The organism is Mycobacterium sp. SMC-13 (genome assembly GCF_045311035.1).
Taxonomy (GTDB): Bacteria; Actinomycetota; Actinomycetes; order Mycobacteriales; family Mycobacteriaceae; genus Mycobacterium.
In genome coordinates, this window is sequence record NZ_JBJIAI010000027.1 from 49,392 (window position 1) to 76,287 (window position 26,896).

The window sequence follows — 26,896 nt, forward strand, 5'->3', positions numbered from 1 at the left end:
GTCGGACAACGCAATCAACGAGCTGGTGCCTGTTCCAGTCGATGGGCAGCCCGAGACGTGCTGGCGATGCCGAACCTGGACCGAGTGGGCCAGCGGTGAATGCTGGAACTGTGACCAGATTCAGCAGAAGCTGGGAGTCCCAGCGGTGCCGTTGGATCTGGTGTCGCTATACACCAAAATGGACCTCGCGTCCGGCTACACCACGCATTCCCCACTGCGTCAGTGGTTAACCTGCTACAAGGGACGGATCGATGACAGCGAACCGTTCGTCCCCGAGTACGTCACCGTGGTCAAGGCGCTGGTGGCCCGCTTCCTCTACGAGCACGGCGACAGGATCACCAGTCGTGGCCCGGTCGATGCCATCGCAGTCGTGCCGTCCTCGACCAGACCGGGCGCGCACCCGCTGGAAAACGTATTGGCCGACCTGCCGCTGACGATCCCGGTCGAGACGCTGCTTCAACGAGGCCCGGGTGAGCTGGACCATAACAAGCCATCTGTCGACGGCTTCGTGCCGGTAGCTGCCACGGCACGACGGGTGCTACTCGTCGATGACGTCTGTACGACAGGTTCTCGCATCAATAGCGCCGCCGTAGCCCTGGCCTCAGCGGGCCATCACGTGGCTGGAGCATTCGTCATCGCTCGCCGATTCAATGTCGGATATGGGAACACACCCCAGTTCTGGGTCGAGCAAAAAGCTCTGCCGTTCACCTGGGAGCACGGCCCACTCGTCAACAGACAACACCGCCCGTAGGCGATACAGCTTCGGCCGCCAGAGCCACCAGCGACGATCACAGCACCGCACCCGCGTCCGCCGCATTCTCCAGGTCGATGAACGGTGTCCCTCACTGCTCGCGACGGTGCCCTGCGATGACTGCTACGGCGCAATCCTGCGAGGCCGCGGGAAGACCCGGGCTAGGGTTCGATACCGGCGCAGCCCGTTAGCGGGCCCCTGCGCAGCCACGAGCCCCGTCCCTCGCAGCATTCGGTGCCAGACCCTTTCCCGGGCGAAGAAATCCTCCACCCAATCAGGGAGTGCGGGTACATCCAGGTCCTCGGCGAACTCTTCCACCTCTACTTGGACGAACTGCGTGCGTGATCGGTTCCATCGAGTTTCGACCCCGCCGGTAATGACGATGTCTGCCTAGACGTGGCGATGAGCGGTTGCAGCGCAGCGCGGATAAACGATTGGCGACTCGCGTGCCCGTGCTGTTTCGCCAAGCTGCTCAGCGCGGCGCCTTCATCGGGCAGTAATCGAAGGGTCACCTGGTCGGTGCGCTGTCGGGTTTCCGATCCGCGGCGCCCCTTCTTCGCGCTCGCAGTCTCCGGCATGCGTTACCTCCCTCTCATATGCGGCCCGGCAAAGTATAGGCCTCATGCCAAGCTAGCTTGGCAGACCTTTGGCGGTCCGATGCCACTACTTGGTGAGGTGCCAAAACCCCGAGACCAATCTGACCCTGAACGCCTAGCGACCTGGGAGCGGGCCCGCACCCTGGTAGGACAACAGATCCGACGGATACGCACTAGTCGCGGCCTCACCCAGGAAGCTCTTGCACTTCGCGCCGGATTTTCGCGGAACCTGCTGATCGACGTCGAACTCGGCAAAAGCGGTTTGCTTTACGAGCGCCTGTTCGACCTGGCAGGGGCCCTGGACGTCTCGCCCCACGAATTCCTGAAGGTCGGCGCAGTCGCAGAATTGGACCCGCAGCCAAGAGACTAACTCGACGCAGTGATAGCGATTGACATGCGACTATGCCGACAGCCAGCTCGGCAATCTCTATGTTCGAGGGCACGACGCTTCCCGGCGCGGCCGCGCCGTAGTCGTTGCGCGCCGTCGAACAGTGCACAAAAATCCGGCCCGTCGAGCTTTGGCGGGAATCGCACGATGGCGACCACGCTGGCCACGGGCCGAACGGCCCACACCGCCTCATGTATGACCAAAGTGGCCAGAGGCCATTGGTGACGTTGTGGCTTGTGAGTACAATTAATACAAATACTTGTACTGGGAGCATTTGGTGTCTGAACCTTACGGCCCGACCAAAATCAGCGGTAACCGCCAGGTTGCGTTGCCGAAAGCGCTGATGGATCGGTTGAACCTGCGACCGGAGGATTCGGTCTATTTCCTCGCTGATGAGAGGGTGCAGGGGGCGCTGCTTGTGGTGCCGGTGGAGCGGATTTCAGAGTGGATACGTCGAGGCCGAGAACACGAATCCGCCGACAGCGAAAGCGTCGACCATGAGAGATGAACACATGCGAGGGATTCCGATAGCGTGCGCCATGAATTTGGGCAACAGCCCCACCGCTGTGCAAGCTGGACCCACTACGAGTGCGTGGCGGGATCGTCTGCAGCATGCCAGGATGTGCGGCCAGAACGCTTGGTGGTCGGTGACGCTGAATCACGCGGAGCTGCACCGGCGCCGAGAAGCGAACGCCGATGCGCTCCAGAGGCTGGAGATGGTCTCGACGCTGCTCGGCTTGCCAATCGACGTCCCCGTCCCCGCAGAGGCGTTGCGGCCCACGCAATTGCGTGCATTGGCAGATTTGCCCGAGCATCTGGTCAGCTGGGATGAAGGCCACCTGATCCGGCGCACCACCCCGCCGTTGTGCGTCAACCATGTTGTCGTGCGGGCACGAACGTTTCGCCGGGGACTTGAGGCGGTGTCCGAGTTCGCCACCTACTGCGCCGGGTCGGTGGTGCTTCCCGCGGCCGCGCCCGTCACCGATTGGGATTTGTCCGAGGCGAGCTACTACGGAGTCGGTGTGTACCGGGCAAGTAGCGATCGGCTGGCATGCCTGGTGGAGGCGGAATCGTTTCCCGACTGGCCAGAAACGGCCGCCAGTTGGGTATTCAGCGAAACATTGTGGCAGCAGTTAAGACCGCAATATTCGGTCGGAATCGAGCCGATCAGGCGGGCAGTTTCGCCCACGCCTTGAATGCTGGGCGCACTGCGAGCGGCTTCGCCCGCCGCAGTTGTGTCGAGAGCAGCTTGTGTTCATCGATCCGGCTCTGGCAGAACGCTTTCCAGAATGTTGCGCGATCTGCCATGGAGTCCTGGCCGACAAGCAACTCGACCCATCGCTGCCAGATGAGGACTCCGTGGGCATACGCTTCGTCGGAGTCCTGCCGGGTCAAGAAGCGATCAATGTGGCGACCGTTGCAGATGGCGCAATCGCAGATAGGCGCTGGGCTGCGGCCATGGACGCGCGCGACTTTGCTACCGCGCCACCAACACCCGAGACGTTCGTACAGGACGGAAGGGGACTGGTCCGTGGGGTCTGCCGAGAACGACTGCTTGCCGGCGGCGGTGGCATGACGCATACTGCCGCCGGTGCCGATGGCGCCGCTGAAGCTGCCATGACACAGCAGATCGAACGCGTTGAAATCGGTGCGGAACGCGGCGACGGCGGCCGGGCCCGCCGCAAACGATCGCACGGCGGCGATCCTCGACTCGGCGTTGGTATCGAACGGATCGAACTGGCTCGACAGAACGAGTGACACCGGCGCCTTGACACCGTTCAGGATCCCCCAAATACGGGCGGTGAGGTCGGCATCGTCGAGGATCGCCGCATTCAGCGGTGCGGTGAACATGAAGTCATCGCGACAGAGCCGATTCGCTTGCTCGACCGCGGATTCCAACGCTTCGATGTTGTCAATACCGATCAACCCGGTGGGTGTCTGCGCTACGTCGACGCCGAGCCATCGCTGGGAGGATAGATTCTCCTCGAGCGAGCCGGGAATGATCCCTTCATCGCCGAAATGGAACGGGGCTTGCACGGTGGCGGTATGGCGCCGATAGCCTTCTGGGTCGAACACGACCGGAGCGCCGAAGTCCCGTTCTGGCAACGACTTAATCAGTCTGCGGAGATTGTCGCGGTTAGACATGCGTCCGCGACTCAGCACAAGGCCGCTGCGCTGCTGATCGACGTGGGCGAGGATCGCGTCAAGCGGCGCCCCCGCCGACGTCTGGACCAATATCCGATCTACCAGCAGTCCCGGTGTACCTGCGGGTCGCTTGCGTTTGATCTCGGCGGCGGTGTTCGTCACTGGCGCCGCGGCAGCCGTCGGGCGCCAGCGCGGTGCGCCGACCGGGCCAACGCGCTGCGGACGTGAGAAGTGGCCGTAGCCAGTGCGCGGTGCAGCAGTGTTTGCGCCGTGCTCCATGCCGGCTACGTGCTCGCCGTGCGTGTCAGTGTCCATCGCGATCTCCCTTCCTTGATTGTGACATCTGGACCCGTCATTTCTCGGAATGGTCAGCCAACGTGTAACGGACTTTGAGCGATTGACCGACATCGAAGCCAATAACCCCGTCGTGCTGAAGTCGCCCGACAACAACACCAGCAGAGACACCGATTCGATCAGCAAATTCTCTTATCGCGTTCAGCGACAACAGATTCGGTAGCTCGTCGGCAAACCGTCGAGGAATCAGCAAGTCCCTGGCGAACACGTCGGCTTCGAGCTCCTTGTCGCCGTGTGTGTCGTGATCAGTGCTTCCGTCGCTGATAAACACATCCTTCTTGCCGTGTAACAAGATGTGTGCCAGCTCGTGGAAAAACGTGAACCAGAGGTGGTCGTCAGTGCCGAATCGCAATGACAATTGCACTATTGGTCGGGAGTGAACCCATCGAGCCGCACCGGAGCAACGCGCCCCCGGGATCTCGGGAACGAACACCACTGCAACCCCGCACTCGGCAGCGACGTGGACCATCCGATCGACGAAGACAGCCGGATCCGGCTGGCGAGTCAACGCCCGCAGCTCAGGAAGGCTCGCGCGCAGCCTTGCCGCGCTAAAGGCTGCAACCTCGAACTGTTCGGCTTCGAGTTCGCCGAGGCGCAGCCACGCGGCGACAGCGGCCGGATCGGCCGTAAACGCCGGCGACTGACGCAACGCGACGGCCTGCTCTCCCAGCCACAGCCGTCGCCAGGCGTCGGGGTCTGAGACACCGAAGAACTCCAGTAGCTGACGCACCAGGGCTGCTTTGTCGTGGTTGGTAGAGGTGATGATCCCCAACTTGCGCAGGGCGGTGGCGGGCATTTCAGCGAGCCAGTCGCTGTGGCGTTCGAACTCGCTGCGCTGTGAGATTCGGGCACGATCGTCTTGGTACAGCGCCTCCAGGTTGTTCCAGGTGCGTGCAGCGATACCAGTGACCAACTCCAGTTTGGCGGCCGTGGCTCGCGTCAATGGCGCTGACCCGCTGATGATTTGACTCAGCGCTTTCTCGCTGATGTTGATTCGCGAGGCGAATTCGGCCTGCTTCATGCGGCGTTCCTCAAGCCACTCGGCCAACGTATCGCCCGGCGGAACCGCATAGTCAGGCTCTAGCGATTCAGTTGTCATCATCGTCCTCCTTTCTGGGTCGCATTAGTGGGTATCGACGATGCCGACGACGGTCATGGCGGTCGTTGCCGTCCAATCGATTCCCCCGTCACCGGTCAGTGGCGCGGGCTCCCGCGGACGAACCAACAGCCGGTACGGGTGATCGAGGTCAGCGGACATGTGGCCCTTCCAGTTGCCCGCGAGGACATGCCACCGTCCGGGCAGCGGCAGGAGGTCAACGGCGAAATCGACCGCGCGCAACGCGGCCAGTCGCACCGCGAGCTTGCGTGCTCGAAGTGCTCCCAAGTCGCGCTGCATCACGCGCGCACTGGCCGTCAGCCGCGCCATCGCGGGATCAGTGAAGTCTATATCCAAAATATTGTTTACCTCCCAGGTAAACGATATCAGGTCTGACGCCGCGTTGCCGGCATCATGATCGCTGCCCGATCAGCGGCGGAAAGCCGTGGTTTTTCGCGACGAGGTAGCGGCGTCAACGGCGTGCGCGATGGTGATCAGCGGTTGGAGACCTCGGACATCACGAGTTGGTGCGAGAGCGGATGTGGGCCACCGATCGTGGCTTGTGCGCAGCGGTATTTCACGCACCGCCACCCCACGTCTCGGCATCCAACGCGAGAAGGACGCGAGAGGATCCGTCGGTGAGCAGAACATCGAGTGGTCGCGCCCCACCCAGAAATGCGTTGGCGCTTTCCATCCAGATATCGGCCGACGCGCCGGCCCAAACTAGGCGCGCTCGTGCGTACACATCAGCCTGCGGCACAGCATTTGGGCCGTCCACTTCGGCGCCCACATGCCCTCCCGCGTCGGTTCATCGTCACCCCTGCAGAACCAAGGTTAATGGTCCACTGTGTCGGGTCAGTAGGGTCGAATCATGTCGTACTACGACGAGCTCGCCCAACGCGTTCGCGACAGCGTGCCTGCGGCGATGTCGCATGCGGAATTAGCTGGCAGACTTGACATTACGGTAGATGACTTGGCGTGCCTGCTCGGTATAGGTCAGGACGTCGCCAGCAGCTCCGGCGCCGGATTTCAGCGATTCCGCGGGCGGTTCGCGTCGGTCGAGCTCGCTTTACTCGCAGACATCCTGGACGTCGATGTGCACTGGTTGATCACCGGAAACCCAGATCCGTACCGCATTGTGCACGCCTGCCAACCGCATTCAGCACCCTGACGCGGAGCGCCATGTTGGCTTTGGCTGCACGACCGCAAGACACCTCTGCCCGGTCGTCACGATGCGTAGGTTAGAGCCCCGGCGACGCCTCGGCGTTGTCCGCCTCGGAGAGACGCTGAACTTGCCGATGGGCGAGCTGTGCTGACGCGAGAGGTTAGGTACGCGGCTGGCGGGCGGATGGCCGCGTCGAATCGGCCCAAACGGCTTGGCAACTTCCCCTCAGGCATCTGCCGGAGCAGCTTGCCTCGCGGTGCGCCGCCTTGACGACCACGAAGGGCAGGGATCAGATCCAACCGATGCAGACACCTACATCTATCGGTACCTCGCGGCGCGGTCTCATGTCAGTGAGGAACGCGGGACCGAACGATGCAGCGTGATCAGGTGGCATCTTCTGGGGCGTGCGTCAGCACGGGCGGCAGAGCAGGCTCTAGGTGCCAGGTAAATGAGGCTGCAGTGTCGGTCGACTGCGTCACGAACCTGGACATGCCGGTTCCGTTAACGATCCGGAACGTCCGCCGCGGACCTATCTGATATTTGCGCGCTGCCGGGACCCGAACCTGACGGCGGGATCGCAGCCCGCGGTTGGCATCCAATTCGAACCACAGGCACCAATCGATGACCGGTGATGTCTCGCCTATACCGATACCCGCATCCACGAGTAGGTGCAGTGATTCTCGCGGGCCCAGCTGAAAAGAGCGCGTTGTCAAATCCATTTCGTTCAAATCGAGATTCGCTGACACGCTGCAGCTGCGGTCCGAATGCAGAGCGACTGACAGACCGAACGTCTGAACGAGGCTTCCGCCGGCTCCAAGTTGCACCACGCACCCACGCATCGGCGCCGTCAGCACGGGGTGCGCCGTTGCCCAAACCCGGTTGAAAAATACGGCGTCATCGGACTTGTTGTAGATATGCAGAACAACACGATCCTGATCGACAGGCAGCCACCGCTGCTCATGGGCTACCTTCTCGATGCTGAGGTAGAGGTTCTCGGCATCGAACATTTCGGTAGGTGGCGGCGTGTCTGAATCACCGGGCACCCAGCGTGGAATGACCCGCGCGTTCGCCCCGGACCGTATCGACGCCTCGGTGACCACCTTCTGGCGGTCCTGACCTTCAAGAACGGTGATCCGCAGTGGCGAACCAACCATACCGAGTCCAAAACCTGCCAGGCCCTTGATGATCCCCACGAATGACCCAACCCCGATGTCCATTTTGGTCCCCCTCCAAAAGTCGATGTCGCGGCGTTGTGCTCGCTGCGGCCCAACGTAATCGGGGGCACCGACAATTTGCCGTCCATAAGCGCGGAGCTATGGCTACGCACGACGACTACAGGACACCTTGCCATCACTCATAGCGTCCTAATTCCTTGACCCGCAGGGCAACTGCTATATCAGTCTGCTGATTGCGAATCGAAACGGTGGTCGTTGAATTGGGAGATGTCGTCGACCCAGGCTTGGTCTTCGGCTGCGTGGCTGGCGGCGGCGGTCAGGGCTGATTGGCGATGGGCTTGGGCGGCGAATGCCGATGTCGCTGTTGTCTGATCAGCGGTTTGGCTCTGGGTGCTTTCGTCATCGTGTTCGCTGTTCGCGGTCCCAATGCGACCTGCGGCGTCACGACCCCGTTCGACCATTTCCAGCATCGCCTCCTGGTAGCCGGCGGATGTCGGTCGTCGGTAGATCGCAGATTGCTTGATCTCGGCCAGGGAGATGCCCTCCCGATGATTAGTCGATTCCATCGCCCACCGTGTGGCTCCGGGCATTGCACACTTCGAGGACAACGGAGTTCTCGGTCTCGGCCAGTTCGACTACATCTCCAGTTGCAAAGGCGATTTCATGTGTCGCATGGTTCTCATCGCGCATTTTGAGAAGGATGTCCGTCAATGTCCGGTCATGGCGGGACGCCGTCTCGGTAGCGAGGTCGCGAAGATTCTCCGGACAAAGGGCCGGGATCAGAGCGCCCGACGCCACCAGGGCGTCGCGGCCGCGGATCGATGACCCGCGAGTCCCGCCATTCGCTTCGACTGCCATGGCATCGACCTACTTACGTTTTGGTGCTGGAGACTATCTTAGCGCCGCTGACCAGGCTCGATGATCTTGCGTCGGGCGTCTGCAAGGCGATAGGGGTCCGGATTGCCCGTGACTAGCCAATGGTCGCTGACGTCCAAAGTCTCTCCTAGCAGGACGATTTCGATGGATGAGAGGGGCCGATGGCCGTTGCGTGTTTCTGCGAAAACTTCAGCGGTGATACCGATTTGGGCCGCAGTGTCCGCGTGGTCCATATCAGCGGGAATGCTGTCGGCAACACGCCGTGCGATGTCATCTTGATCCGACACGACTTGTTGATAGCCACCACTACTAATGGGGCTCGGTGCTTACGGCGACCGGACTTGTCGCTGGACGATGTTCAACGAGGCAGGGGTGATTCGACCACGCTGCGCCGGCGAGGGATCGGAGGCTTGGTACCGCAAAAGTATGGATCACGATCGGGCGGTTGGGCCGCAGTCGAGCAAGTCGCTACCCGCCACCCCAAGTGATTCCGCAATATCGAACAGCCGCTCGAACAACAGGCTACGACGTCCGTGCTCGACATCGATAAGGATGTTGCGGCTGACGCCGCACGATAGAGCAAGCGCCTCCTGTGTCAGGCCCCGTTCCTCGCGCAAGGCCCTTATTCGCGTCCCCACTGCCGCCCGATGTCGTGCCCACTGCGCCGCTCGTTCGGGGTCGACTTGTGTCGGGCGGGTGGGCACCCTATCCAAGTAGTGGCAACTAGACCCATTAGTCTGCCCTGCTAGTAGGGCATTGATTCGATTGCAGCGAGTTGCATTTTGGTGGAGAGTGAGATGACCCCGACGACGACACGACTTCCTGAATGTCCCGAAGAGCATTGGCTGGGTCTCGCACGTGAGTTGCCGTTAGCCGACGTCGACCGATTCGGGCTGGTGGTGGCCACGCTGGCCAACCGCCATTGGCGTGATCATGGAACCGGCCCCACATGGCGAGAAGTGCTGCAGAACAATACAATTCGCGAAACCGTGTCCGCGTTGTCCGCGGATTCCGGCCGCGATGTGATGCGTGTGTTGATGCGTAGGGCGGCGGGACGGGGATGGATCGTCAGTCACCTGCAGGCCCGATCCCTGTGCGCTGGGCCGCGGTACTTCGCGCGCCGCGCCGGCGCGACTGCGCATGGATTGTCTGAAACGCTCGGGCGACCGATCGCACAGGCGATCGGCACATTCAGGTATCGGCATCATCGCAGCCCACTTCTGGAGGAGTTGGCGCGAGAAGTGCGGTCGGCGAACGGACCTCAATCGCTTCGCTCAAAGAAATCTATTCGAGACCAACTGCCGTGGTTAACGGCCACCGGCTGGATCCGATTCGAAGGAGCCGAGATTCGGCGGGGACCTACAGCCAAAGTCGAGCGGCTGCAGCGTGCCGAAGCGAAGCGCCGGCAGCGAACAACCCCATCAAACAGCGGCGACACTGAGCGTCCCAGGGCAGATGCGGGTCGTCCGATGTGATCTGTGGAGCGGTGGACACCATCGCTGAGGCTCGACAACTGGATTGATATGAGCCCGCACGGTGGGCTGAGTCGCATCCCGGTTCACGGCGCCGGCGCGGACACATCGAACACGGAACCCCGGGGGAGGATGAGGGTACCCAAGGGCGGACACGTCGCGTACATCTGTGTGTCATGAAAATCCACTTGTAGAACACAACAAAGCCGTTGACATGATCGGAAAACTCGACGAACTGACCACCAGCAGCCCGAGTGTTCGGGCAGCGATGCTGACCGTGATTCAAGAGCGCATGGTGGGCCGGGTGAAACTGCCCGACGCCGTGCGCATCGTGGCCGCTGCCAACCCGCCCGACCAGGCTGCCGGTGGCACCGATCTGGACGCGCCGACCGCAAACCGGTTCCTGCACATCGATTTTGAGCCGAGTGCCGATGAGTGGCTGACCGGGCTGCGCACCGGATTCGCCACCTTGCCGGCATCGCGGGCGGTGGCCGCTGATGATCTTCGCGCCGCCGAGGAAATCGGGGCGTTGGCCGCGTTCATCGAGGCTCGTCCCGAATTGCGCAACCGGTACCCCGACACCGACGAGGCCGCTGGCCGTCCGTGGCCGTCGCACCGGTCGTGGCATGCGCTGGCGCGGGTGCTGGTCTACCTGCGGCGCGATGACACCGCTGCCATTGCGGCGGCAGCGTTCGGGCTGGTCGGTGAGGGTGCGGGCAGCGAGTACGTCGAGTGGCGGGCCAACATGGACCTGCCTGCCGTCGCGGACGTGATCAACGATCCGTCGATTTTCGACTGGGACGCCGCCCGCCCCGACCAGGTGTGGGCGGTGCTGTCCGGTGTGGTCGCCTGGGCATCGGCTAAAGGCACCAAGGATGCGTGGGAGACCGCGTGGGGGCCGCTGGTCGCGGCGGCGACCACGGGGGCACCGGACGTGGCCGGGGCGGCGGTGCGGGCGATGAGCGTGGCGATGCCCGCTGGCGCGAAACCGCCTGCGTCGGCGCGCAAGTTCAAGGATCTGATGATCGCTGCGGGTCTGGACACCGGGAGTGCGGCGTGATCGAGGTCAGGGCGCTGACCGGCGATGAGTGGCGGCGGTTGCGGTTGGCGCGGATGGCGGCGGTCGAGACGATGCCGTACTACGCGCGGGCGTTGTTCGCGCTGGTGCCGGTGGCTGCGGTCGGGCTGGGAACGTTCGCCGTCGATAAGCACATGCGCCTGTATGTCGATCCAAACATGTTGGGCACCAACGACGGATGGGACATTCCCACTGCCGGGGCGGTCCTGCTGCATGAGGTCGGCCACGTGCTGCGCGAGCACGCCGTGCGCGCCGACGCGATGGACGCGCCGGTGGATCGGCAGTGCTGGAATATCGCTGCCGACGCCGAAATCAACGATGACCTGCTCGCGGCGGGTCTGGGCCTGCCCGAGGGGGTGGTCACCCCCGCCGCCATCGGCTGCCAGGACGGCCACGCCGCCGAGGTCTACTACCGGCATCTGGTGCCGCCCGGTGCGCCCCGTACCCCGCAGGGCGACCCCGGCGACGGTGACGGTGGCTCGGACGGCTTCGGCTGCGGCTCTGGGGCAGGGGATAGGCCGGTGCCGGGTGAACTGCCCGCAGCGGTGGACCTGGGCAGCGGCACGGGCCTGTCTAGGGCGTCTGCGGACCTGGTGCGGGTGGCGGTGGCGCGTGCCGTGCAGGCCGAAATGCGGTCCTACGGTGGGGCGGGTCGCGGCACGATGCCAGCGGGGATCGCCCGGTGGGCAGAGCGGCAGCTCGCCCCGGCTGTGGTGCCGTGGCCGAAAGTACTGCGCGCTGCGGTGCGGTGCGCGGTCGAGGACCAGGCGGGCCAGGTGCATCACTCGTGGCGGCGACCGAACCGGCGTTCCCCAGCGGGGCTGATCCTGCCGACGCTGCGGGCACCCAAGATCACCGTTGATCTGATCATCGACACGTCGGGGTCGATGGGAGACGGTGACCTGGCCGCTGCGTTGTCGGAGACGCGGGCGGTGTTGCGGCGCACCACGGCCCGCGTGCGGGTGCTGTGCTGCGATGCTGCGTCGAGCACGCCACGGGAAGTGCGGTCGATCAGTGACGTGACCCTGACCGGTGGCGGCGGCACCGACATGCGGGTCGGGATCGATGCTGCGCTGGCCGCTCGGCCCGCGTCCGATGTGATCGTGGTGTTCACCGATGGCGGTACCCCGTGGCCCGCGCATCGGCTCGGTGTGCCGCTGATCGTGGCGCTGATCGGGACGCACGCGGTGGACAGCGCTCCCGCGTGGGCCAAGACGGTGCGGGTCACCCCGGCTGCGGAGCGGTCGGCGGCATGAGCAGGCGGGCCGGTGGCGGGTTCACGCAGTGGGCCGATTCGCTGCTCGCCGGGACCGGGTGGACCCTGGCGACGGTGCGCGGTGCCGCTGCCGCTGCTGGTGGCGGCGACCTGGCGGCGGCGGCGTTGGGCGATGGGTTCGCCGCTGCGGCAAAGGGTTTGGCGCGTGTCGGTGACGGTGTGGATGGTGCGGCGTGAGCGCGGCACTGTTCGATCTGGCGCTGCGGGTGAGCGCCCGTGACCATGGTGTGCTGGTGCCCCGGCTGCTGCACAACCCCGCACCTGGGCGTGATGTGGTGGTGGCGGTCGGTGCTCGTCGTACGGGGCCGGTGGTGCACGTGCAGGCCGTAGGACCGGATGGCCGTGTGCACAAGGGTTCTGGCCCAGCGGGGTTGGCGGCGCTGGCGCGGGCTGCCGGGTGCGTGGGCGGTGACCTGGGGGCCGGTGCGACCGCCCTGGTGGACAGTGCGGCCACGATGCGGGCGCTGGCCGGGTTGGCGACCAGTTATGCCGATCCGGCGCGCTGCGGTGACGTTGCGGTGCGGGTGGGGTCGGCGCTGGCCGGGTGGTGGGTGGAGCGGGCCGCGCATCCCGGTACGACGGCGGTTACCAATGTGCTTGCCGCGACACGGCAGCGGTTCATGCTCGGTGTCGCGCCGGGTGCTGACCATCCGGCGGTGTGGCGGCGGGCGCTGGGGGTACCGGCGGGGCTGGCCGGGTTGCACACCTGGCATCGGGTGGTCACCGCAGGGCCGGTGCTGCCGGGGCTGGAATCGTTGCGTGAGGACGACGACTGGCATCTGGGGCATCACCAGGAGGCGGTGACCGAGGGCCGCAGTTGGGACCGGCCCGAGAATCTGCAGTTGGCGGCGGCGCGGCTGGCGAGCCGATGCGATGCCGCTGACCTGTATGCGGCGGCGCTGCTGGCCGATCCGCTGTGGCGGGCGCGGGGCGTGCACAACGGGTATGTGCTGACCGGGGCCGTGGCGACCGGGGCGGGCGAGGCGGGCAACCGGGTCGTGGTGTCCGCGCCGCGTCTGGACACCCGGCTCAAGACGGGGGCGGCGGTCATCGGGTGGCCCGGTGGCCCGATGGGTGACATGCCCGCCGCTGGCGAGAACCGTTTCAGCGGTGAGGTTTACGGGACCGCTGTGCGCGATGGGGTGTTGTTGGTGACCATCGGTGGGCTGGGGCGCTTGGGGTACCGGGCCGGTGCCGGGGAAGCGGTGACCGTGATCCCGGCACCGCCGTCGGTGTCCACGATCCGGTCGCGCCGTATGGCGGTGTCCCGGTTGTACCGGCGCCGATTCTCGTGGCTGTCGCAAGGCAGCACCCCGGCCACCACACGCCGACCGATCCCCCTTGCGGTGATGATCGCCGCTGCCGACGACGAACCAACGGAGACCTCAAATGCGCACTCTGCCTAAACGATTCACTACGTCCGACCCCGAACCGATTGCTGCCCCGGTCGCGGCGTCCTCGAGTCCAGCGCCCACCGGGACGGCGCTGCCGATGGGCGGCGGGGTCGGTGGCGACTGGCCGGGGCACGAGCTGCTCGATTCACCGATGTTGGCGCGGGTGCTGCTGGCCGCGTGGGGTGGTGATGCCGGGATATGTGTGCCTGCCTGCCCTGGTGCCGGTAAGTCGAGGTTGGTGGCGCTGTTGGCGGGGGCGCTGGCGCATCGGGTGGGGCTGCGGGTCGCGGTGGCCGCGCAGACCCGTGAGCAGTGCGCCGAGTTGGCGCGGCGCATCGCGGCGGTGAGCGACCGTATGTCGCTGATCGTGTCGGGGGCCGGGAAGAAACCCGTTGTGGTGGACGGCATTCGCACGGTGGCGGGGCGCAGTGTGCGGTGGCAGTACTCGACCGGGGGCGAAATCCTGGTGGGTACGGCTGCCCGGTGGTTGTACGTCGATCCGACCCTGGCCGGTGCGGACGTGCTGCTGGTGGACGAGGCCTGGCAGTGCACCTATGCCGACCTGGGGGCGCTTGGAGCGCTGGCCCGCCAGGTGGTGTGCGTGGGTGACCCCGGCCAGGTCGCCCCGGTGGTGACCGGCTCGACCGAGAAGTGGGACGGGGAGGCCACCGGGCCGCATCGCAGCGCGCCGGATGCGCTGATTGCCGCGCATGGGGAGGCCATCACCGTGCACCAGTTGACGAACTCGTGGCGGCTGGGACCGCAGACCTGCACGCTGCTCTCGGAGTACTTCTATCCGCAGATGCCGTTTACGTCGCGGCGTCCCGACGAGGCGGTGATCGGCCCTGACGGGACGGTGCTGCCCGAGATTGTGGCCCGCCCGACCGAGGCGCTGCACGGGCCGACCGATCCGGCGCTGCTGGGGGCGCTGGCGGCGCGGGTGCGGGAATTGACTTGGCACGAGTACCGGCGCGGTGGGCAGTGCTCCCCGCTGACAGCGCAAGACATTGCGGTGGTGGTGCCGCATGTGGCGCAGGCCGGGGCCGTGCGGGCGATGCTGTCCGACATGCCAGATGTGTTGGTGGGCACCGTGAACGGGTTGCAGGGGTTGGAGCGCCCTGCGGTGGTGGCGTTGCATCCGATGGCCGGGTATCGCACCGTGGAGCCGTTTGCGTTGGACGCGGGGCGTTTGTGCGTCACGCTCAGTCGGCATCGGGCGCACCTGACGGTGCTCACGGATCCGGCGACCGGGCCTCTGCTGGCGACGGCGGGTGATGATCCGCAGGCCGCGTTGGCGGGGGCGGTGCTGGCGGCGCTGTGACCCCGGCGCGAGGGTGGCCGGCAAAAGGCCGGCCACCTCCCCACCCGGCACCAGGGTGGGGAGGGCCTTGGGCGGTATGGGATTTGTTGTCGGTGTCGGCCGGTAGTGTCATGGTGTGAGCACGTCACGGGACGGGCTCAGGTTTCCCAGGAAGGGGATGGACATGTCGGGTCGTTTCGAAGAGTGTTTGGACGGGCCGGCCGGCTGCGCCGGCGAGGTTGTCGAGTATCTGGCGTTGAGCGGCAGCGGGGAGCGGTATCCCCGGTGTGAGCGGCACTATCAGGGGTATGTGGAGCGGCTGCAGCCGAAGATCGACGACATCAACCGTCGGTACCCGGCGATGGCGCCGGCGGATTTCGATCCGACGTATGCCGGCGAGCGGTGGGACGAAGATTACTAATCGGTGACGCGGTGCGAGGTGCCGGCCACATGGCCGGCACCTCGTTCATTTCGCACTACCTCCCCACCCGGCACCGGGGCGGGGAGGTAGTGCGTTTCTGCGTTGTGCGGCACCGTGTTTGCCGGTGTTCGGGGTGTGCGGTTGTTGTCGGTGCCCCTCGTTAGTATGGCGGTGTAGGGCAGGCCAAGGGGCAGGCCCACGAATCCCGGGAAGGGGAGTGTCATGCACAACAAGGTTCGTGATCTGGGCAATGTGATCCGCTGCATTGTGGCGGTTCTTGGTTTCGCGCCGGTGGAGTCGCTGGTGCTGCTGTTGGTGCGCGGCGGCGTGCTCGCTACGGCGCTGCGGGTCGACCTGGCCGACGCGACCCGTGCGGACGCCCCGGTGCGACTGGCAGAGATGGTGTCTCGCCAGGATGTTGACGGCGTGATCGCGGTGGTCGTTTCTGAGGAGGGGGCGAGCTGCCCGCCCTGCGGTACTGAGTTGCGCGCCATGGTCAATGACGTGGCGCTGGAACTGATCCGGCACGGTGACCGGCTGGTCGCGTCGGTCATGGTGGACCGCGTGGCGCAGGGCGGCCGGTGGTCGTGCCTGGACAGCTGCGGTGCCGGTGGTGTGCTCGATGACCCGGCGACGTCGGACGCGGCCGCTGCGGCGGTGGCGGACGGGCGCCGGATGTACGGCAGCCGCGCCGAGATGGCCACGCTGGTGGCGGTGGATGAGGCACGGGTTGCGGCGCTGGCGCCGATGCTGGGTGTGCCCGGTCCGGTTGACAGCGTGGCGGTTTCGGTGCGGGCCGCCGTGGACGCCATGCGCCGCATGGCGGGCGGGGAAGTGCTCGGCGATGCCGAGCTGGCCGCAGTCGGGGCGACCCTGGTGGACAAGCGTGTCCGTGATGCGCTGTTCAACATCGGCGATGCCGACCAGACGGCGGCGGCCGAATCGCTGTGGACCCTGCTGGCGCGGGTACTGCCGGCGCCGTTCCGTGTCGAGGCGTTGACGCTGCTGGCGCTGTCGTGCTACCTGCGGGGTGAGGGGCCGCTGGCCGGTGTCGCCCTGGAGGCGGCGCTGGTCGATAACCCTGATCACACGATGGCGGGCATGCTCGATACCGCCCTGCAGGGCGGTTTGCATCCGGACCGGATGCGCGGTCTGATCGCGAAGATTCCGCCGGCGGTCACCGTGTAACCGAAACGTGGTGGTGTGGGCGGGCCGGCTCGGTCCCCGTCCACACCACCACCCCCCCACCCGGCACCGGGGTGGGGAGGTGGTGATCAAAAAGGCTGTGCCGGAGGACGGTTCGTGTCGGTGGCCGTGAGTTGTCGGTGGTGCGTTGTAGGTTGTTTGGCAGTGAGGCAAGCCAGTGGGGCGGGCCTCGGAATCCCAGCGAGGGGAATGGATATGTCGATGGTGAAAACTGCGCCGCGGGTCCGTGTGAGCGGTAAGGGTGCGTCTGCGGCGAGGCGGGCGATCGCGGCCGCGAAGACTGTTGCCGAGGTGGGGTCCGGTATTCCGGACGACGAGCAGCGCAAGGTGTTGGAAGCGTTTCCCGGCTGGGGCCCGGTGTCGAAACTGTTTGACCCGGAGCCGGCGGGGGTGTGGGCCGGACTGGCTGACGAGCTCGACGACACCGCGGGGGAGGCGATGGCGAGTGCGGCCCGGATTGTCGACACGTCGTTTTTCACCCCGGCTGACTTGGTGGGCCACACCTGGGCAGTGCTTAGGGCGGCAGGGTTTTCGGGCGGTTCGGTGCTCGATCTGGGGTGCGGTGCCGGCGGATTCCTGCGGCATGCGCCGGCTGATCTATCGATCGCGTACACGGGCGTGGAGGTCGATCCGATCTCTGCGCAGATCGCCCGGGCGCTGCATCCCGAGGCGAATATCATCACCGGCGATCTGACCAAAGTGTCGCTGCCGCACAAGCGATTCGACGCTTGCGTCGGTAATGTGCCGTTCTCGGGTGCCCGCGTCTGGGACGGCGCTATCGGGTTCCATGGGCCGCTACACGAGTACTTCGTGGCCCGCGCGGTGACGGCCGTGCGGCCCGGTGGCTATGTGGTGGTGGTGACCTCGCGGCACGAGCTCGACGCGGCCGGCGGGCTGTCGGCGAGCATCCGCCGGCACGCTGACCTGATCGCCGCGGTACGGCTGCCGTCGGGGTACTTCCGCGACGCGGGGACCGACGTCGTCGCCGATGTGCTGATCCTGCGGGTACGTGACGGCGACGGCGATACCCACGGCTGGCACCCGTCCGATCACGAGGCCCGCACGGCGCTGGCCGGCACGGTGGGCCCCGGGTACTCCCGTGAGTGGGTGAGCGGCTTCTGGGAGCGGCACCCGGAGCTGGTGGCCGGCTCGATGCGGCTCACCGGATTTGCCCGTCAACCGTTGGCGGTTGACGCCGACAACCCCCGCGCCGCGGTCGCGGCCGCGTTCGCCGCCGTGGCGCCGCTGCTGGTGCCCTACGACGACGGCGACGCGGCGCCGGCCGACCTGGCCGATATCCGGCTCACCGACGACGAAGGCCGTAAACGGGGCTCGCTGCATATCGTCGACGGGCAGGTGGTCCGCGTCGGTGACGGGGAGCTGACCGTGGTGCCCCGACCCAGCGCCGAACTGCGAACCCTGATCGAGCTTCGGGATGCCACGGTGGCGCTCGTCGAGGCCGAATCCGACTGGGACCTGCCCGACGCCGCGGTGGAACCCCTGCGGGCGACGTGCCGGGCCGCCTACGAGGCGTACGTGGCCCGCTATGGGGCACTCAACCGCGGTGTCATCACCGAAGGCAAGCCGGACCCCGACACGGGTATGCCGCGGCTGGGGTGGCGCACGCCGACCATGGGCGGGTTCCGCAGCGACCCCGACGCTCCGCTGGTGTTCGCTCTGGAATTGTTCGATCAGGACACCGAAGAGGCCTCCCCGGCGCCGATCCTGACCCGCAGGGTCAACAAACGGCCCGAACCCGCCACCAGCGCCGGCACGGCCGGTGAAGCACTGGCGATCAGCCTGGGTGAGGGCCGCGGCCTGGACCTCGAGCGCATCGCCTCGCTGCTCGGCCTGGCCGACAGCGACGCGGCATTCGATGCGCTCGGTGACCTGGTCTACCGCGACCCCAGCAAGGGCCGGCCGCTGACCGCGCGGGACTACCTGTGCGGTGATGTGCGCGCCAAGCTGCGGGACGCGCTCGCGGCCGCGGCGATGGACCCCCGTTACGAGCGCAACGTGGCCGCGCTGGAGTCAGCCCAGCCGCCCTGGCTGGGCCGCGACGAAATCCGCATCGAACTCGGATCCCCATGGGTCAGCGCCTCCGATGTCGAGGACTTCTGCCAAGAGGTGTTCGGCGCCTCGACCAGCGTGGAACACGTTGCGCCCCTGGCGGCCTGGGATATCACCGCGTACGGGCCGGTCGCGCCCGAAGCCCGCATCGCCTATTGCACCGACCGGATGAACGCGTTCGAGCTGCTGCAGATCGGGCTCAACGGGGCCGCCCCGGTGGTGCGCGATGAAGTGATCGATCCCGCGACGCGCAAAACGCGCTATGTCCGCAACCCCGATGCCACCGAGGCCGCCGAACAGAAGCTCGCCGCGATCCAAGAGCGGTTTTCGCTGTGGGTGTGGGAGAACGCTGATCGGGAACGGCGGATCGTCGATCACTACAACCAGACCATGAACGCGCATGTTCTGCGCGAACACGACGGCTCGCACTTGAGGTTCCCGGGCCTGGCCGACGGTATCGAACTGTGGCCATGGCAACGCGACTTCGTCGACCGTGCCGTATCCACCCCTGCGGTGTTCTGCGCCCATGAGGTGGGCCTAGGCAAGACCCTTACGGCGATCAGTCTGGCAATGACGCTGCGGCAGTTCGGGTTAGCCAACCGTCCGGGCCTGATCGTGCCGCTGCACCTGATCGAACAGGCAACGCGACAGTGCTACCAGGCGTGGCCGTCGGGCCGGTTCCTGATCGTCACCCGTGAGGATCTGCACGGTGATGCCCGCCGGCAGTTCGTGGCCCGCGTCGCTACGGGTGACTGGGATTTGGTGATCATGACCCACGAGGTTTTCACCTCACTTCCGGTGCCGGCCACCGTGGAACGGGACTGGCTGCAAGACCAGCTGGCGGAGTTGGAGAACTTCTCTCGGATCAGCGGCTACAACGGCAAGCGGATCGCGAGCGCGGTGCGCTCGCTGCAGGGGCGTCTGGAGAAGCTGCGCGATCAGGTCAACGATCCGGGCGCCATTACCTTCAAACACCTTGGGCTGGACTATGTAATCGTCGACGAGGCGGACAAGTTTCGTCGGATGCCGGTAACGACGCGGGCTGACGGGTTCAGCTTGGGGTCCTCGAAACGGGCATTGGACCTGTACCTGAAACTGTCGATGCTGCGACGGGCCAACCCCGACCGGCCCCACGCGTGCCTGATGACCGGCACTCCGTTCACTAACACCCTCGCTGAGGCGTTCGTGTGGCAAAGCATGCTCGCACCAGAACAGTTGGAGCGCACAGGTTTAGGTCACTTCGACGCGTGGGCTGCGCAGTTCGTGCGGTACAAGGTGCTCATCGAGACCAGCCCGGACGGGTCCGGTTTCCGGTCCAAGCGCCGGCCCGGGACGATTCAGAACGTCCCCGAGTTGCGCACCATGTTGTCGGAATTCATGTCGATGGTCCGCGCCGACAGTGTCGGGCTGCCGCGTCCGGCGGTGCGCAACCACACCCACCTGACCGAGCCCACGGACAGCCAGCGCGCCGTCATGGCTGAACTGGTGGAGCGGGCCGACGCGGTGCGCAAGCGCTTGCCGTCGGCCAATACCGACAACATGCTGGTGATCTGCAACGATGGCCGCAAAGTGGCCCTCGATCCCAATTTGGTCGGGATCGACGAGCAGGCCCCCAAACTTGAGGGCGTCGCCGCTGCGGTCGCGGACATCTACCACAGCACAAGGGATTTGGATTATGACGGGTCCGATGTGCCGGGGGCGTTTCAGTTGGTGATCTGCGATCTGGGCACCCCAAAGAAGGGTGATTTGCAGAGCTACGGCCGGATCGTTGAGGGCCTGGTGGCCCGTGGTGTGCCGGCGTCCAAAATCCGGTTCGTGCACGAGGCAACCACGCCGAAAGCGCGTGAGGCGTTGTTCGCCGCATGCCGCGACGGGCGTGTGTCGGTGTTGCTGGGCTCGACGCCCAAGGTCGGGATCGGGACAAACCTGCAATACCGGCTGCATTCCCTGCACCACGCGGACCCGCCGTGGTCGCCGGCATGGTGGGCACAGCGCAACGGCCGCGGTCAGCGTCACGGCAACCAGCATGACGTCGTGGGCATCCACTCTCATGTTGCGCAGGGCACATTCGACGCGTTCATGTTCGGGACCGTGGAGCGTAAGTCGCGTGGGTTCGAGCAGCTGTATCGCGTGGACGGACAGGCCCGCGAGATCGAAGACATCGGCGACGAGACGCTGACGTTCGGTGAGCTCAAGGCCGCGGCCGCCGGCAACGATCTGTTGCTGCGACAGCACGAGTTGGAGATGCGCGTGCGGAAACTGCGCCTGTCTCACATCACGATTCAGCAGAACGTCCGAACGCTGCAGCATCAGGCCTCCCTTGCCGACAGCGGGGCGCAGAGCTGCGCGGCCCGTGTGCAACGGCTGGAAGCGTTCGCCGAGCACCACGGCGGCATGCGCGCGATGGACCTGCAGCGGGTTGCCGAGGATGCGTGCACGACCCGCGACCCGAACCGCTACTACTCGAGTTATCGGGCTCAGTGGAGCGATCACCGGGTGGCCGTCCGCATCGTCGACACCGATCCTGGCCAGCGGCTGGAACTGGCTTTCGATCACCGCTCACTGTGGGTCGAGCCGCTGCCGGGGAAAGTGCGCCGGCGGGGACCGGAGGCGGTCACAGCGTGGGCGCAGGGCATGGTGGCGGCCTGGGTGGCCGGGATTGACCGTGAGATCGCCCAGACACGGGGCCGCATGGCCGAGCAGCTGCGTCGGGCCGCGGACTGCCGGGCGGCGGCCGACGCCGCTGATGTCAGCGAGCCGGCGGAGCTCACCGCGGCGCGGGCCGAGCTCGCCGAAGTGAACCAGGCCATCAATGACTCGCTCAAGCGCGAGGACACGGCAGCCGCGGCGTAATGGCGCGGTGAGTTGCCCCGCTGGCGGTGACGCCGGCGGGGCAACCTCGTGCCGGCGATCGTTGACGGGTGCGGCCGGCGCCCAGATCGCCACACCTCCCCACCCGGCACCGGGGCGGGGAGGTAGTGCCCGAATAGGGCTGGCGTTCTGCGGTTTTCGTCGGTGGGAGGCGGTAGAATTATGGGTGTAGGGCTGGCCATCGGGGCAGGCCCACGGATCCCGGAAGGGGAATGTTGTGACTGCTGTCGTTGAGGGTTCGGCTGCTGTGGTGTCGCGGTCGGTGGCCGAGCTGCTTGGTGCGGGTGTGGTGGAGGCCGGTTCGGTGGTGTGGGCGGCCTGCGAGCGTGAGTCGGCGGCTGGGTGGTTGGTGGTCGAGCGGGTCGTGACGGGTCGGGAGCGGCGGTGCGCGATCGTCATGCCGGACGCGTGCGCGGTGGTGGCGTCCGGTCCGATCTCGCAGGTCCAGGTCGCTGCTGGCCCGATCCCGACTGACGAACTGATGCCACCGTGGGTGTCGGCTATCGCGGAGGCGTTCTGGGGCGGGCAGGACTTGCGCGCCGAGCGTGACGCGGCCCGGGCTGCGGTGCGGGCTCAGGAGGAACGGCTGGAGAACATCGTGGATGCGGCGCACGAGTTTGCCGACGAGCACTCGCTGTGCGGGGACTTCGACGAGTTCATGATTCGGGAGGGACTGCGGCCCCGGTCGCATGACTACGTGTGCGAGGTGAACGCAACTGTCCGGGTGCGGATACCGGTCTCGGGGCGCGACGCTGATGAGGCGGCCGGACGCATCGACGACGACATGGTGGTCGCTGCGCTGGCCGAGCTGCGCAGCACCGGCTTGCTGTCGGATGCACTGATGGACCGCGACGTCATCGACACCGAGGAGGCCTAACCGGCGGAGGTGGGTGTGGCCGGCCAATCCGCCGGCCACACCCACCAGCTCCCCACCCGGCACCGGGGCGGGGAGCTGGTGCTGCTGATAAGCCTCCTTATCAGTTACCGCGCTTGGCAGATGCGGCGGGTGTCGCGAAACTCGTTGGTGTGAGCGACGATACGACAGAAGCGAAAAGAGCAACCATGGATGATGAAGCGCGGGGGGACGGGGGCGATCCTTGGCACGTCTACAGCGGTCCGGTGTATTCGTTTGCGGTCGTGTTGCGGGCTGCAGGCGTCCTGCCGCTCGATGAGGATGAGTACTGGGAGGAACCGCACAAGTGGGACCCCGAACACCGGTTGTGGGTTGAGCTGGGGTCGCCGCGGTGCCCGGAGCCGGGTGACCCGCCGTCCCTGGCGTGGCAGCGGTTCCTGCGCGCCACAGCGGAATTCGACAATGTTGATGACTGACCGATCAGCGGCCCGGTTCGCGGGCCAAACCGTTGTGTACCGCGGGGTTCGGTACACCATCGACGCCAACGACGACGCGCCTGATCTGTCCCCGGATGGTACGGGAATGCTGTTGGCGCACAACCGTCGTGGCGACCTGATGGCGCTGGCTGTCCTGGTCCGAGATGGCCGGATCATGCGGGCAGCCACTCGGCGCGGGCCGTGGGCGGACGTCACCACCGAGGAGCCGGGGACGTAGCAGCCGCGCGGACTGTACTTGTCGGTGGGTGGTTGTAGATTCTCTGTTGTAGGGCAAGCCAGTGGGGCGGGCCTCAAAATCCCAGCTAGGGGAGTGTCATGAGTGCAAAAACTGTGGAGCGAATCTCGCCGGCGTTCGGTGGCGACGGGGAGGTCGACTGGACGGCCTTGCTGAACCAAGCGCTGACATTGCCGGGGACGTTGGGCACCACCTACTGCCGCTTCTACCGGTACTCGTTTCTGAATCAGCTGTTGCTGTTGGCGCAGGGCGTCACGGAGCCGTGCGCCTCATTCAACGCGTGGAAGAAGCTCGGCCGGATTCCGGTCGCAGGTGGTGGACGCTACGTGCGGCACCCCGCGCCGATCAAGAAGACCGACAAGAAGACCGGCGAAGAGACGACCTTTACCCGGTTCTATCTGCGGCGCAGTGCATTCCCGTACTCCAACACGGTCGGTCCCGAGATCGAGTGGCCGGAACTGCCCGAATGGGATTGGCACCGCGCGCTGTCGGCGCTGGACATCGAACAGGTGCCGTTTGCGCTGATCGACGGCAACACCCAGGGCTATTCGTACGATCGCAAAGTCGCGATCTCGCCCGTGGCTGTATACCCGGTCAAAACGGGATTCCACGAGCTGGCACATGTGGCCCTGGGGCACACCACCTCGGAGGCCGGCGACCTGGCCGAGGGCGAGCAGCTCTGCCGCGGTGTGGAGGAGTTTCAGGCCGAAACGGTGGCCTACCTGCTCGCGCACGAGACCGGACTGACGCAGTGGGCGCCGGAGGAGTCCCGCGCCTATATCCAAGGCTGGCTGGGCAATGAAGAGCTGACCGACGCTCACATTCGGGCGGTGTTCACCACCACGGACAAGATTCTCGAAGCGGGCCGCGCCGCGCCGGCCACCAAGCAAGACGCCGGCACCGAGGACGCCGGCAACCTGGCGGCGGCCTCCTAAGACCGCGGGCCAGGCGGCGGCCGGCGACCGGAGAGAACCCCCCGACACTCCCCGCTCCGGAGCTGGCCGCGCCGGCCCGCCCATCACGCTGTGGCCGGCCCCCGGCCGGCACCACCTCCCCACCCGGCACCGGGGTGGGGAGGTGGTGCCTTATGGCGTTGCGGCGGTGCGGGATTGCCGGGTCGGGTGTGCATTTCTTGTCGGTGGGGCACGGTAGATTCTGTGTTGTAGGGCAGGCCACGGGGCAGGCCCACGAATCCCGGAAGGGGAGTGTTGTGACTGCTGATATTGCGCCGGTGGTGCTGCGTGTGGGGATGGATGGTGCCGTCACGCGGGTGCCGTTCGTGGCGGATAAGCGCGGAGACTCTGGGGCGCTGATTCGTGAGCAGATCGGGTGCTCGACGTTCGATGTGATCTCGCTGGACCGCCGGACCGATATGTGGGTCGACGATGAGGCGATTATGTGCGTCGACGTGGAGGATCGGGAGGCGCTGCTCGGTGTGCTCAACATCGTGGCGACGGTGATTGCGAACCATTGTGGGCGGCCGGGTCCGGTGTTTGGTGCGGTGGTGATCACCGGGGTGTCTGGGCCGAAGACGACGCCGTTGAGCACCGCCCAGCTGGCCCGGATGGAGCAGCTGGCGGAGATGGCGGTGGCGATGTTCGCCGACCGGCTGCCCGCTCGCGAGATCGAGGGCTCGACCGACCGGCTGCCTGCCCGCGAGATCGAGGGCTCGATCGAGAGGATGACGCTGACCGTCAAGCTCGAAAACGCCTACAGCGACGGGCATTGCTCGGAGTCGGTGCAGACGGTGGCGGTCGAGCCGGTCGACGATGTCGAGAAGCTGTGGGAGCAGCTGCAAGAGTTCACCGGCGACGGACACGGCGCCGACAATGACCTTGGGTACTGCTACACGATCACGGTGCTTGAAGCGCCGGACCGTCCGGAGCTGGTCGGCCTGAGCAATGAGTGGGTCGGGGCATGAGCGCCAAGCGGCCCGATATGCGGGAGTACTTCAAAGCGCGGATTGACTGGCACGTCCGTGGCGTGCTGGCCCGGTCGGCGCGCTATCCGGCGGCCGTTGTCCGGGTCGTCGGTGACGTCACCGATCCGGTGATCCGGGTGACCACCCGTGACGGGTCCGTCTTCACGTGGGTGGGCGGCCGCTACGCCGCGCGAAAAGTCAACGGGTGCTACGCGCCGCTGATGCCCAAGCCGATCAGTGAGGGGGCTGGAGCATGAGCGCCCCAACCCCACCGGCAGAGGTGAGAACCGCTGTGGCAGAGCTGCGGGCCGCGTTCGGCGACCTGCACGAGATGCACGAGTGCGACGAGCACTGCCCGGAGGACTGCGACCAGTCCGACTACAGCGAATCGGCGTACCGGCACCACGACGAGCACAACGCCGACGTGCGCGAGGACATCGAACTCAAGGCGGGGGCGCTGGTCGCCGCGCTGGACGCCTGGCTGGGCGCGGCCAACCTGGCCGCCACGGCCGGGGAGGTGTCCCGATGACCGCGCGGCTCGACGTGGGCGCGTACGTGGTCCTGGCGGCGGGGGTCGCGGTGACCGAGGGCCTGGACGAGGCTCTGTGCCGCGTCGTGCGGGTCCAGGGCGATCTACGCGACGTCCGGCGGGTTAGTGCCTCCACGGGGCAGCTGGAGGGCATCGAGGTGCGGTTCCTGGCGTCTGAGCTGCGCCCTGCGGGCCCAGCGGTGCGGCGCTGGCATGACGCGCTGCGGCTGCGGGCCGCGGTGGCTGGCTGGCGTCAGGCGGGGGCTGATGATGACGAGGACGTCGACGCGCTGGCCACCCTCGTGGAGGCCGCCGAACAGCTGGCGGATCTGGTGATCGGTGCCGACCCGACCGAGCTGGCGGAACTGGCCGTGTGTGGGTACGTCAGCGACCTGGATGGCGCGCAGGTGGTCGAGATCGAGACGACTGAGGCCACCGGCCGCGTTCGGGTCCTGATCGGAGAGGGGGTGATCTATGACGGCGACCCGAATACCGACGAGCCGCCGGGACGGCACTACGGCACCCGGTGGGGTAGTAGCGGCGAGCACTGCGACGAATGTGGAGCGCAGACCACCGAGTTGGTGAGCGAGCAGCACGAGCAGTCCTGCTCGCTCTACCCGCCCACAGAGGTGCCAGACCCGAGCCCGAGCGGCCCGGTCGACATTGCCGATATCGCCGCCCGGATTGACCCGCACAAAGCGCGGCTAGCAGTCGCTCGGATGTGCACCGCACTCGGCGCAGAGTTCGACTGGGGCTCAGACACGCTGAGCGCGATCGCGGAAGCGGTCACGCCAGCAGCCCCGAACGGATTCCCATCGTTCACCGACCAGGATGACGACGCCATCGAATTCTGGCAGAACGTCACCGGGTAACAGTGGTCAGCCGCGCGGAGCGCGGTGCACCAGGTGCCCCGCAGGTTCTCTAACCGAACCGGCGGGCCACCGCCGTGTGGGGGAGAGGGCGAAACGGCGCGGAGCGCCAAAATTGGTGTGATGGAATTGCATTGGAGGGCAGCGTATTTCGGCAATATGGTGTAGTATTGCGGTATGACGTTGAACAGCAATCCAATTCGGGAACACCGCGCAAGCGGTGGCGCCAACCGCGAAAGCGGTTGCAGCGCAACGAATACCCGAACGATCAGCCACAACGTCACCACCACGGCACCGCGCCAGCGGTGCGAATCACGAAACACCAACCGCCGCAATCACATTCAAGCCAACCGCGTAA

The 26,896-nt window shown here is 66.1% G+C and carries 31 protein-coding genes and 1 pseudogene; 23 read left to right on the plus strand and 9 right to left on the minus strand.

Features of this window, described 5'->3' with window-relative positions; genetic code table 11:
• Window positions 1–145 precede the first annotated feature (145 nt).
• The 4 genes from ACJH6I_RS27160 to ACJH6I_RS27175 all read left to right on the plus strand — a co-directional run bounded on the left by ACJH6I_RS27160 (window position 146) and on the right by ACJH6I_RS27175 (window position 2,931).
• Window positions 146–751: a phosphoribosyltransferase gene (locus tag ACJH6I_RS27160; RefSeq protein WP_064986742.1), complete on the plus strand. Its 606-nt coding sequence runs from the start codon at window positions 146–148 to the stop codon at window positions 749–751.
• 657 nt (window positions 752–1,408) lie between these two features.
• A complete protein-coding gene (locus ACJH6I_RS27165) occupies window positions 1,409–1,717 on the plus strand; it encodes a helix-turn-helix domain-containing protein (protein WP_082982074.1) in 309 nt (102 codons plus the stop codon).
• A 295-nt stretch (window positions 1,718–2,012) separates the two neighbouring features.
• Window positions 2,013–2,243: an AbrB/MazE/SpoVT family DNA-binding domain-containing protein gene (locus ACJH6I_RS27170; protein ID WP_082982075.1), complete on the plus strand. Its 231-nt coding sequence runs from the start codon at window positions 2,013–2,015 to the stop codon at window positions 2,241–2,243.
• Between the two features lie 112 nt (window positions 2,244–2,355).
• Complete coding sequence (locus tag ACJH6I_RS27175) at window positions 2,356–2,931, plus strand: hypothetical protein (RefSeq protein ID WP_064986743.1); 576 nt, start codon at window positions 2,356–2,358, stop codon at window positions 2,929–2,931.
• Here ACJH6I_RS27175 and ACJH6I_RS27180 read toward each other — a convergent pair.
• The 4 genes from ACJH6I_RS27180 to ACJH6I_RS27195 form a co-directional block, all read right to left on the minus strand.
• Entirely contained in the window at window positions 2,903–4,195 is a 1,293-nt protein-coding gene (locus ACJH6I_RS27180) for a hypothetical protein (protein ID WP_406784831.1), read from the minus strand. The two genes, ACJH6I_RS27175 and ACJH6I_RS27180, sit on opposite strands and share 29 nt — an antisense overlap.
• Before the next feature lie 37 nt (window positions 4,196–4,232).
• A complete protein-coding gene (locus ACJH6I_RS27185; protein WP_165605930.1) occupies window positions 4,233–5,333 on the minus strand; it encodes an ImmA/IrrE family metallo-endopeptidase in 1,101 nt (366 codons plus the stop codon).
• Window positions 5,334–5,357: 24 nt separating this feature from the next.
• On the minus strand, window positions 5,358–5,660 hold the full coding sequence (locus ACJH6I_RS27190) for a hypothetical protein (RefSeq protein WP_064980278.1): 303 nt from the start codon (window positions 5,658–5,660) through the stop codon (window positions 5,358–5,360).
• Window positions 5,661–5,907: 247 nt separating this feature from the next.
• A complete protein-coding gene (locus tag ACJH6I_RS27195; protein WP_406784832.1) occupies window positions 5,908–6,120 on the minus strand; it encodes an antitoxin Xre/MbcA/ParS toxin-binding domain-containing protein in 213 nt (70 codons plus the stop codon).
• Window positions 6,121–6,201: 81 nt separating this feature from the next.
• On the opposite strand from ACJH6I_RS27195, the gene ACJH6I_RS27200 reads away from it, so the two are divergent.
• Entirely contained in the window at window positions 6,202–6,501 is a 300-nt protein-coding gene (locus ACJH6I_RS27200) for a hypothetical protein (RefSeq protein ID WP_064980277.1), read from the plus strand.
• A 377-nt stretch (window positions 6,502–6,878) separates the two neighbouring features.
• Here ACJH6I_RS27200 and ACJH6I_RS27205 read toward each other — a convergent pair whose 3' ends face one another.
• The 5 genes from ACJH6I_RS27205 to ACJH6I_RS27225 all read right to left on the minus strand — a co-directional run bounded on the left by ACJH6I_RS27205 (window position 6,879) and on the right by ACJH6I_RS27225 (window position 9,250).
• Complete coding sequence (locus tag ACJH6I_RS27205) at window positions 6,879–7,712, minus strand: hypothetical protein (protein WP_064980276.1); 834 nt, start codon at window positions 7,710–7,712, stop codon at window positions 6,879–6,881.
• 179 nt (window positions 7,713–7,891) lie between these two features.
• The gene (locus ACJH6I_RS27210) at window positions 7,892–8,236 is read right to left on the minus strand and encodes an antitoxin MazE-like protein (RefSeq protein WP_207547945.1); all 345 of its coding nucleotides are present in this window, start codon (window positions 8,234–8,236) and stop codon (window positions 7,892–7,894) included.
• The gene (locus ACJH6I_RS27215) at window positions 8,223–8,528 is read right to left on the minus strand and encodes a hypothetical protein (protein ID WP_131810040.1); all 306 of its coding nucleotides are present in this window, start codon (window positions 8,526–8,528) and stop codon (window positions 8,223–8,225) included. The genes ACJH6I_RS27210 and ACJH6I_RS27215 overlap by 14 nt, the downstream gene beginning before the upstream one ends.
• 38 nt (window positions 8,529–8,566) lie before the next feature.
• On the minus strand, window positions 8,567–8,833 hold the full coding sequence (locus ACJH6I_RS27220) for a hypothetical protein (protein ID WP_064980274.1): 267 nt from the start codon (window positions 8,831–8,833) through the stop codon (window positions 8,567–8,569).
• 144 nt (window positions 8,834–8,977) lie between these two features.
• The gene (locus tag ACJH6I_RS27225) at window positions 8,978–9,250 is read right to left on the minus strand and encodes a helix-turn-helix domain-containing protein (protein WP_082981661.1); all 273 of its coding nucleotides are present in this window, start codon (window positions 9,248–9,250) and stop codon (window positions 8,978–8,980) included.
• A 93-nt stretch (window positions 9,251–9,343) separates the two neighbouring features.
• On the opposite strand from ACJH6I_RS27225, the gene ACJH6I_RS27230 reads away from it, so the two are divergent.
• From ACJH6I_RS27230 to ACJH6I_RS27315, 18 genes and pseudogenes are all read left to right on the plus strand, one after another.
• A complete protein-coding gene (locus tag ACJH6I_RS27230; RefSeq protein WP_131810038.1) occupies window positions 9,344–10,021 on the plus strand; it encodes a hypothetical protein in 678 nt (225 codons plus the stop codon).
• A gap of 223 nt (window positions 10,022–10,244) precedes the next feature.
• Window positions 10,245–11,078: pseudogene (locus ACJH6I_RS27235) on the plus strand (AAA family ATPase); the annotation flags it as partial.
• Window positions 11,075–12,352 (plus strand): DUF2201 family putative metallopeptidase, encoded by a 1,278-nt coding sequence (locus ACJH6I_RS27240; RefSeq protein ID WP_406784833.1) that lies wholly within the window; start codon window positions 11,075–11,077, stop codon window positions 12,350–12,352. The pseudogene ACJH6I_RS27235 and the gene ACJH6I_RS27240, both read left to right, overlap by 4 nt.
• Window positions 12,349–12,549: a chemotaxis protein gene (locus ACJH6I_RS27245; RefSeq protein ID WP_406784834.1), complete on the plus strand. Its 201-nt coding sequence runs from the start codon at window positions 12,349–12,351 to the stop codon at window positions 12,547–12,549. The genes ACJH6I_RS27240 and ACJH6I_RS27245 overlap by 4 nt, the downstream gene beginning before the upstream one ends.
• Window positions 12,546–13,778 (plus strand): hypothetical protein, encoded by a 1,233-nt coding sequence (locus tag ACJH6I_RS27250; RefSeq protein ID WP_406784835.1) that lies wholly within the window; start codon window positions 12,546–12,548, stop codon window positions 13,776–13,778. Before ACJH6I_RS27245 ends, ACJH6I_RS27250 begins: the two co-directional genes overlap by 4 nt.
• A complete protein-coding gene (locus ACJH6I_RS27255) occupies window positions 13,762–15,087 on the plus strand; it encodes an AAA family ATPase (protein ID WP_406784836.1) in 1,326 nt (441 codons plus the stop codon). Before ACJH6I_RS27250 ends, ACJH6I_RS27255 begins: the two co-directional genes overlap by 17 nt.
• Window positions 15,088–15,250: 163 nt before the next feature.
• Window positions 15,251–15,487, plus strand: coding sequence for a hypothetical protein (locus tag ACJH6I_RS27260; RefSeq protein WP_406784837.1), 237 nt, complete (start codon window positions 15,251–15,253; stop codon window positions 15,485–15,487).
• Window positions 15,488–15,709: 222 nt separating this feature from the next.
• Window positions 15,710–16,675, plus strand: a complete 966-nt coding sequence (locus ACJH6I_RS27265) for a DUF4192 domain-containing protein (RefSeq protein ID WP_406784838.1) — start codon at window positions 15,710–15,712, stop codon at window positions 16,673–16,675.
• Window positions 16,676–16,894: 219 nt separating this feature from the next.
• Entirely contained in the window at window positions 16,895–21,616 is a 4,722-nt protein-coding gene (locus ACJH6I_RS27270) for a methyltransferase domain-containing protein (protein ID WP_406784839.1), read from the plus strand.
• Window positions 21,617–21,851: 235 nt separating this feature from the next.
• Window positions 21,852–22,511: a hypothetical protein gene (locus tag ACJH6I_RS27275; RefSeq protein ID WP_406784840.1), complete on the plus strand. Its 660-nt coding sequence runs from the start codon at window positions 21,852–21,854 to the stop codon at window positions 22,509–22,511.
• Window positions 22,512–22,696: 185 nt separating this feature from the next.
• On the plus strand, window positions 22,697–22,963 hold the full coding sequence (locus ACJH6I_RS27280; RefSeq protein WP_406784841.1) for a hypothetical protein: 267 nt from the start codon (window positions 22,697–22,699) through the stop codon (window positions 22,961–22,963).
• Window positions 22,956–23,201, plus strand: a complete 246-nt coding sequence (locus ACJH6I_RS27285) for a hypothetical protein (protein ID WP_406784842.1) — start codon at window positions 22,956–22,958, stop codon at window positions 23,199–23,201. The genes ACJH6I_RS27280 and ACJH6I_RS27285 overlap by 8 nt, the downstream gene beginning before the upstream one ends.
• Before the next feature lie 98 nt (window positions 23,202–23,299).
• Window positions 23,300–24,154, plus strand: coding sequence for a hypothetical protein (locus tag ACJH6I_RS27290; RefSeq protein ID WP_406784843.1), 855 nt, complete (start codon window positions 23,300–23,302; stop codon window positions 24,152–24,154).
• A gap of 152 nt (window positions 24,155–24,306) precedes the next feature.
• Window positions 24,307–25,140: a hypothetical protein gene (locus ACJH6I_RS27295; protein WP_406784844.1), complete on the plus strand. Its 834-nt coding sequence runs from the start codon at window positions 24,307–24,309 to the stop codon at window positions 25,138–25,140.
• Window positions 25,137–25,397: a hypothetical protein gene (locus ACJH6I_RS27300; RefSeq protein ID WP_406784845.1), complete on the plus strand. Its 261-nt coding sequence runs from the start codon at window positions 25,137–25,139 to the stop codon at window positions 25,395–25,397. The genes ACJH6I_RS27295 and ACJH6I_RS27300 overlap by 4 nt, the downstream gene beginning before the upstream one ends.
• A complete protein-coding gene (locus ACJH6I_RS27305; RefSeq protein WP_406784846.1) occupies window positions 25,394–25,669 on the plus strand; it encodes a hypothetical protein in 276 nt (91 codons plus the stop codon). The genes ACJH6I_RS27300 and ACJH6I_RS27305 overlap by 4 nt, the downstream gene beginning before the upstream one ends.
• Window positions 25,666–26,541 carry a hypothetical protein gene (locus ACJH6I_RS27310; protein WP_406784847.1) on the plus strand — a complete coding sequence of 292 codons (876 nt, stop codon included), beginning with the start codon at window positions 25,666–25,668 and terminating at the stop codon, window positions 26,539–26,541. The genes ACJH6I_RS27305 and ACJH6I_RS27310 overlap by 4 nt, the downstream gene beginning before the upstream one ends.
• A gap of 174 nt (window positions 26,542–26,715) precedes the next feature.
• Window positions 26,716–26,896: hypothetical protein (locus tag ACJH6I_RS27315; RefSeq protein WP_406784848.1), on the plus strand; the 181-nt coding region annotated here is incomplete at its 3' end.

Bases quoted from the DNA above. Each gene is read 5' to 3' on its own strand.
- ACJH6I_RS27165 (WP_082982074.1), top strand. From the start codon at position 1,409: ATGCCACTACTTGGTGAGGTGCCAAAACCCCGAGACCAATCTGACCCT.
- ACJH6I_RS27175 (WP_064986743.1), top strand. From the start codon at position 2,356: ATGTGCGGCCAGAACGCTTGGTGGTCGGTGACGCTGAATCACGCGGAG.
- ACJH6I_RS27180 (WP_406784831.1), bottom strand. From the start codon at position 4,195: ATGGACACTGACACGCACGGCGAGCACGTAGCCGGCATGGAGCACGGC.
- ACJH6I_RS27185 (WP_165605930.1), bottom strand. From the start codon at position 5,333: ATGACAACTGAATCGCTAGAGCCTGACTATGCGGTTCCGCCGGGCGAT.
- ACJH6I_RS27190 (WP_064980278.1), bottom strand. From the start codon at position 5,660: ATGGCGCGGCTGACGGCCAGTGCGCGCGTGATGCAGCGCGACTTGGGA.
- ACJH6I_RS27200 (WP_064980277.1), top strand. From the start codon at position 6,202: ATGTCGTACTACGACGAGCTCGCCCAACGCGTTCGCGACAGCGTGCCT.
- ACJH6I_RS27205 (WP_064980276.1), bottom strand. From the start codon at position 7,712: ATGGACATCGGGGTTGGGTCATTCGTGGGGATCATCAAGGGCCTGGCA.
- ACJH6I_RS27210 (WP_207547945.1), bottom strand. From the start codon at position 8,236: ATGGAATCGACTAATCATCGGGAGGGCATCTCCCTGGCCGAGATCAAG.
- ACJH6I_RS27215 (WP_131810040.1), bottom strand. From the start codon at position 8,528: ATGGCAGTCGAAGCGAATGGCGGGACTCGCGGGTCATCGATCCGCGGC.
- ACJH6I_RS27230 (WP_131810038.1), top strand. From the start codon at position 9,344: ATGACCCCGACGACGACACGACTTCCTGAATGTCCCGAAGAGCATTGG.
- ACJH6I_RS27245 (WP_406784834.1), top strand. From the start codon at position 12,349: ATGAGCAGGCGGGCCGGTGGCGGGTTCACGCAGTGGGCCGATTCGCTG.
- ACJH6I_RS27255 (WP_406784836.1), top strand. From the start codon at position 13,762: ATGCGCACTCTGCCTAAACGATTCACTACGTCCGACCCCGAACCGATT.
- ACJH6I_RS27260 (WP_406784837.1), top strand. From the start codon at position 15,251: ATGTCGGGTCGTTTCGAAGAGTGTTTGGACGGGCCGGCCGGCTGCGCC.
- ACJH6I_RS27265 (WP_406784838.1), top strand. From the start codon at position 15,710: ATGCACAACAAGGTTCGTGATCTGGGCAATGTGATCCGCTGCATTGTG.
- ACJH6I_RS27270 (WP_406784839.1), top strand. From the start codon at position 16,895: ATGGTGAAAACTGCGCCGCGGGTCCGTGTGAGCGGTAAGGGTGCGTCT.
- ACJH6I_RS27280 (WP_406784841.1), top strand. From the start codon at position 22,697: ATGGATGATGAAGCGCGGGGGGACGGGGGCGATCCTTGGCACGTCTAC.
- ACJH6I_RS27285 (WP_406784842.1), top strand. From the start codon at position 22,956: ATGACTGACCGATCAGCGGCCCGGTTCGCGGGCCAAACCGTTGTGTAC.
- ACJH6I_RS27290 (WP_406784843.1), top strand. From the start codon at position 23,300: ATGAGTGCAAAAACTGTGGAGCGAATCTCGCCGGCGTTCGGTGGCGAC.
- ACJH6I_RS27295 (WP_406784844.1), top strand. From the start codon at position 24,307: ATGGCGTTGCGGCGGTGCGGGATTGCCGGGTCGGGTGTGCATTTCTTG.
- ACJH6I_RS27300 (WP_406784845.1), top strand. From the start codon at position 25,137: ATGAGCGCCAAGCGGCCCGATATGCGGGAGTACTTCAAAGCGCGGATT.
- ACJH6I_RS27305 (WP_406784846.1), top strand. From the start codon at position 25,394: ATGAGCGCCCCAACCCCACCGGCAGAGGTGAGAACCGCTGTGGCAGAG.
- ACJH6I_RS27310 (WP_406784847.1), top strand. From the start codon at position 25,666: ATGACCGCGCGGCTCGACGTGGGCGCGTACGTGGTCCTGGCGGCGGGG.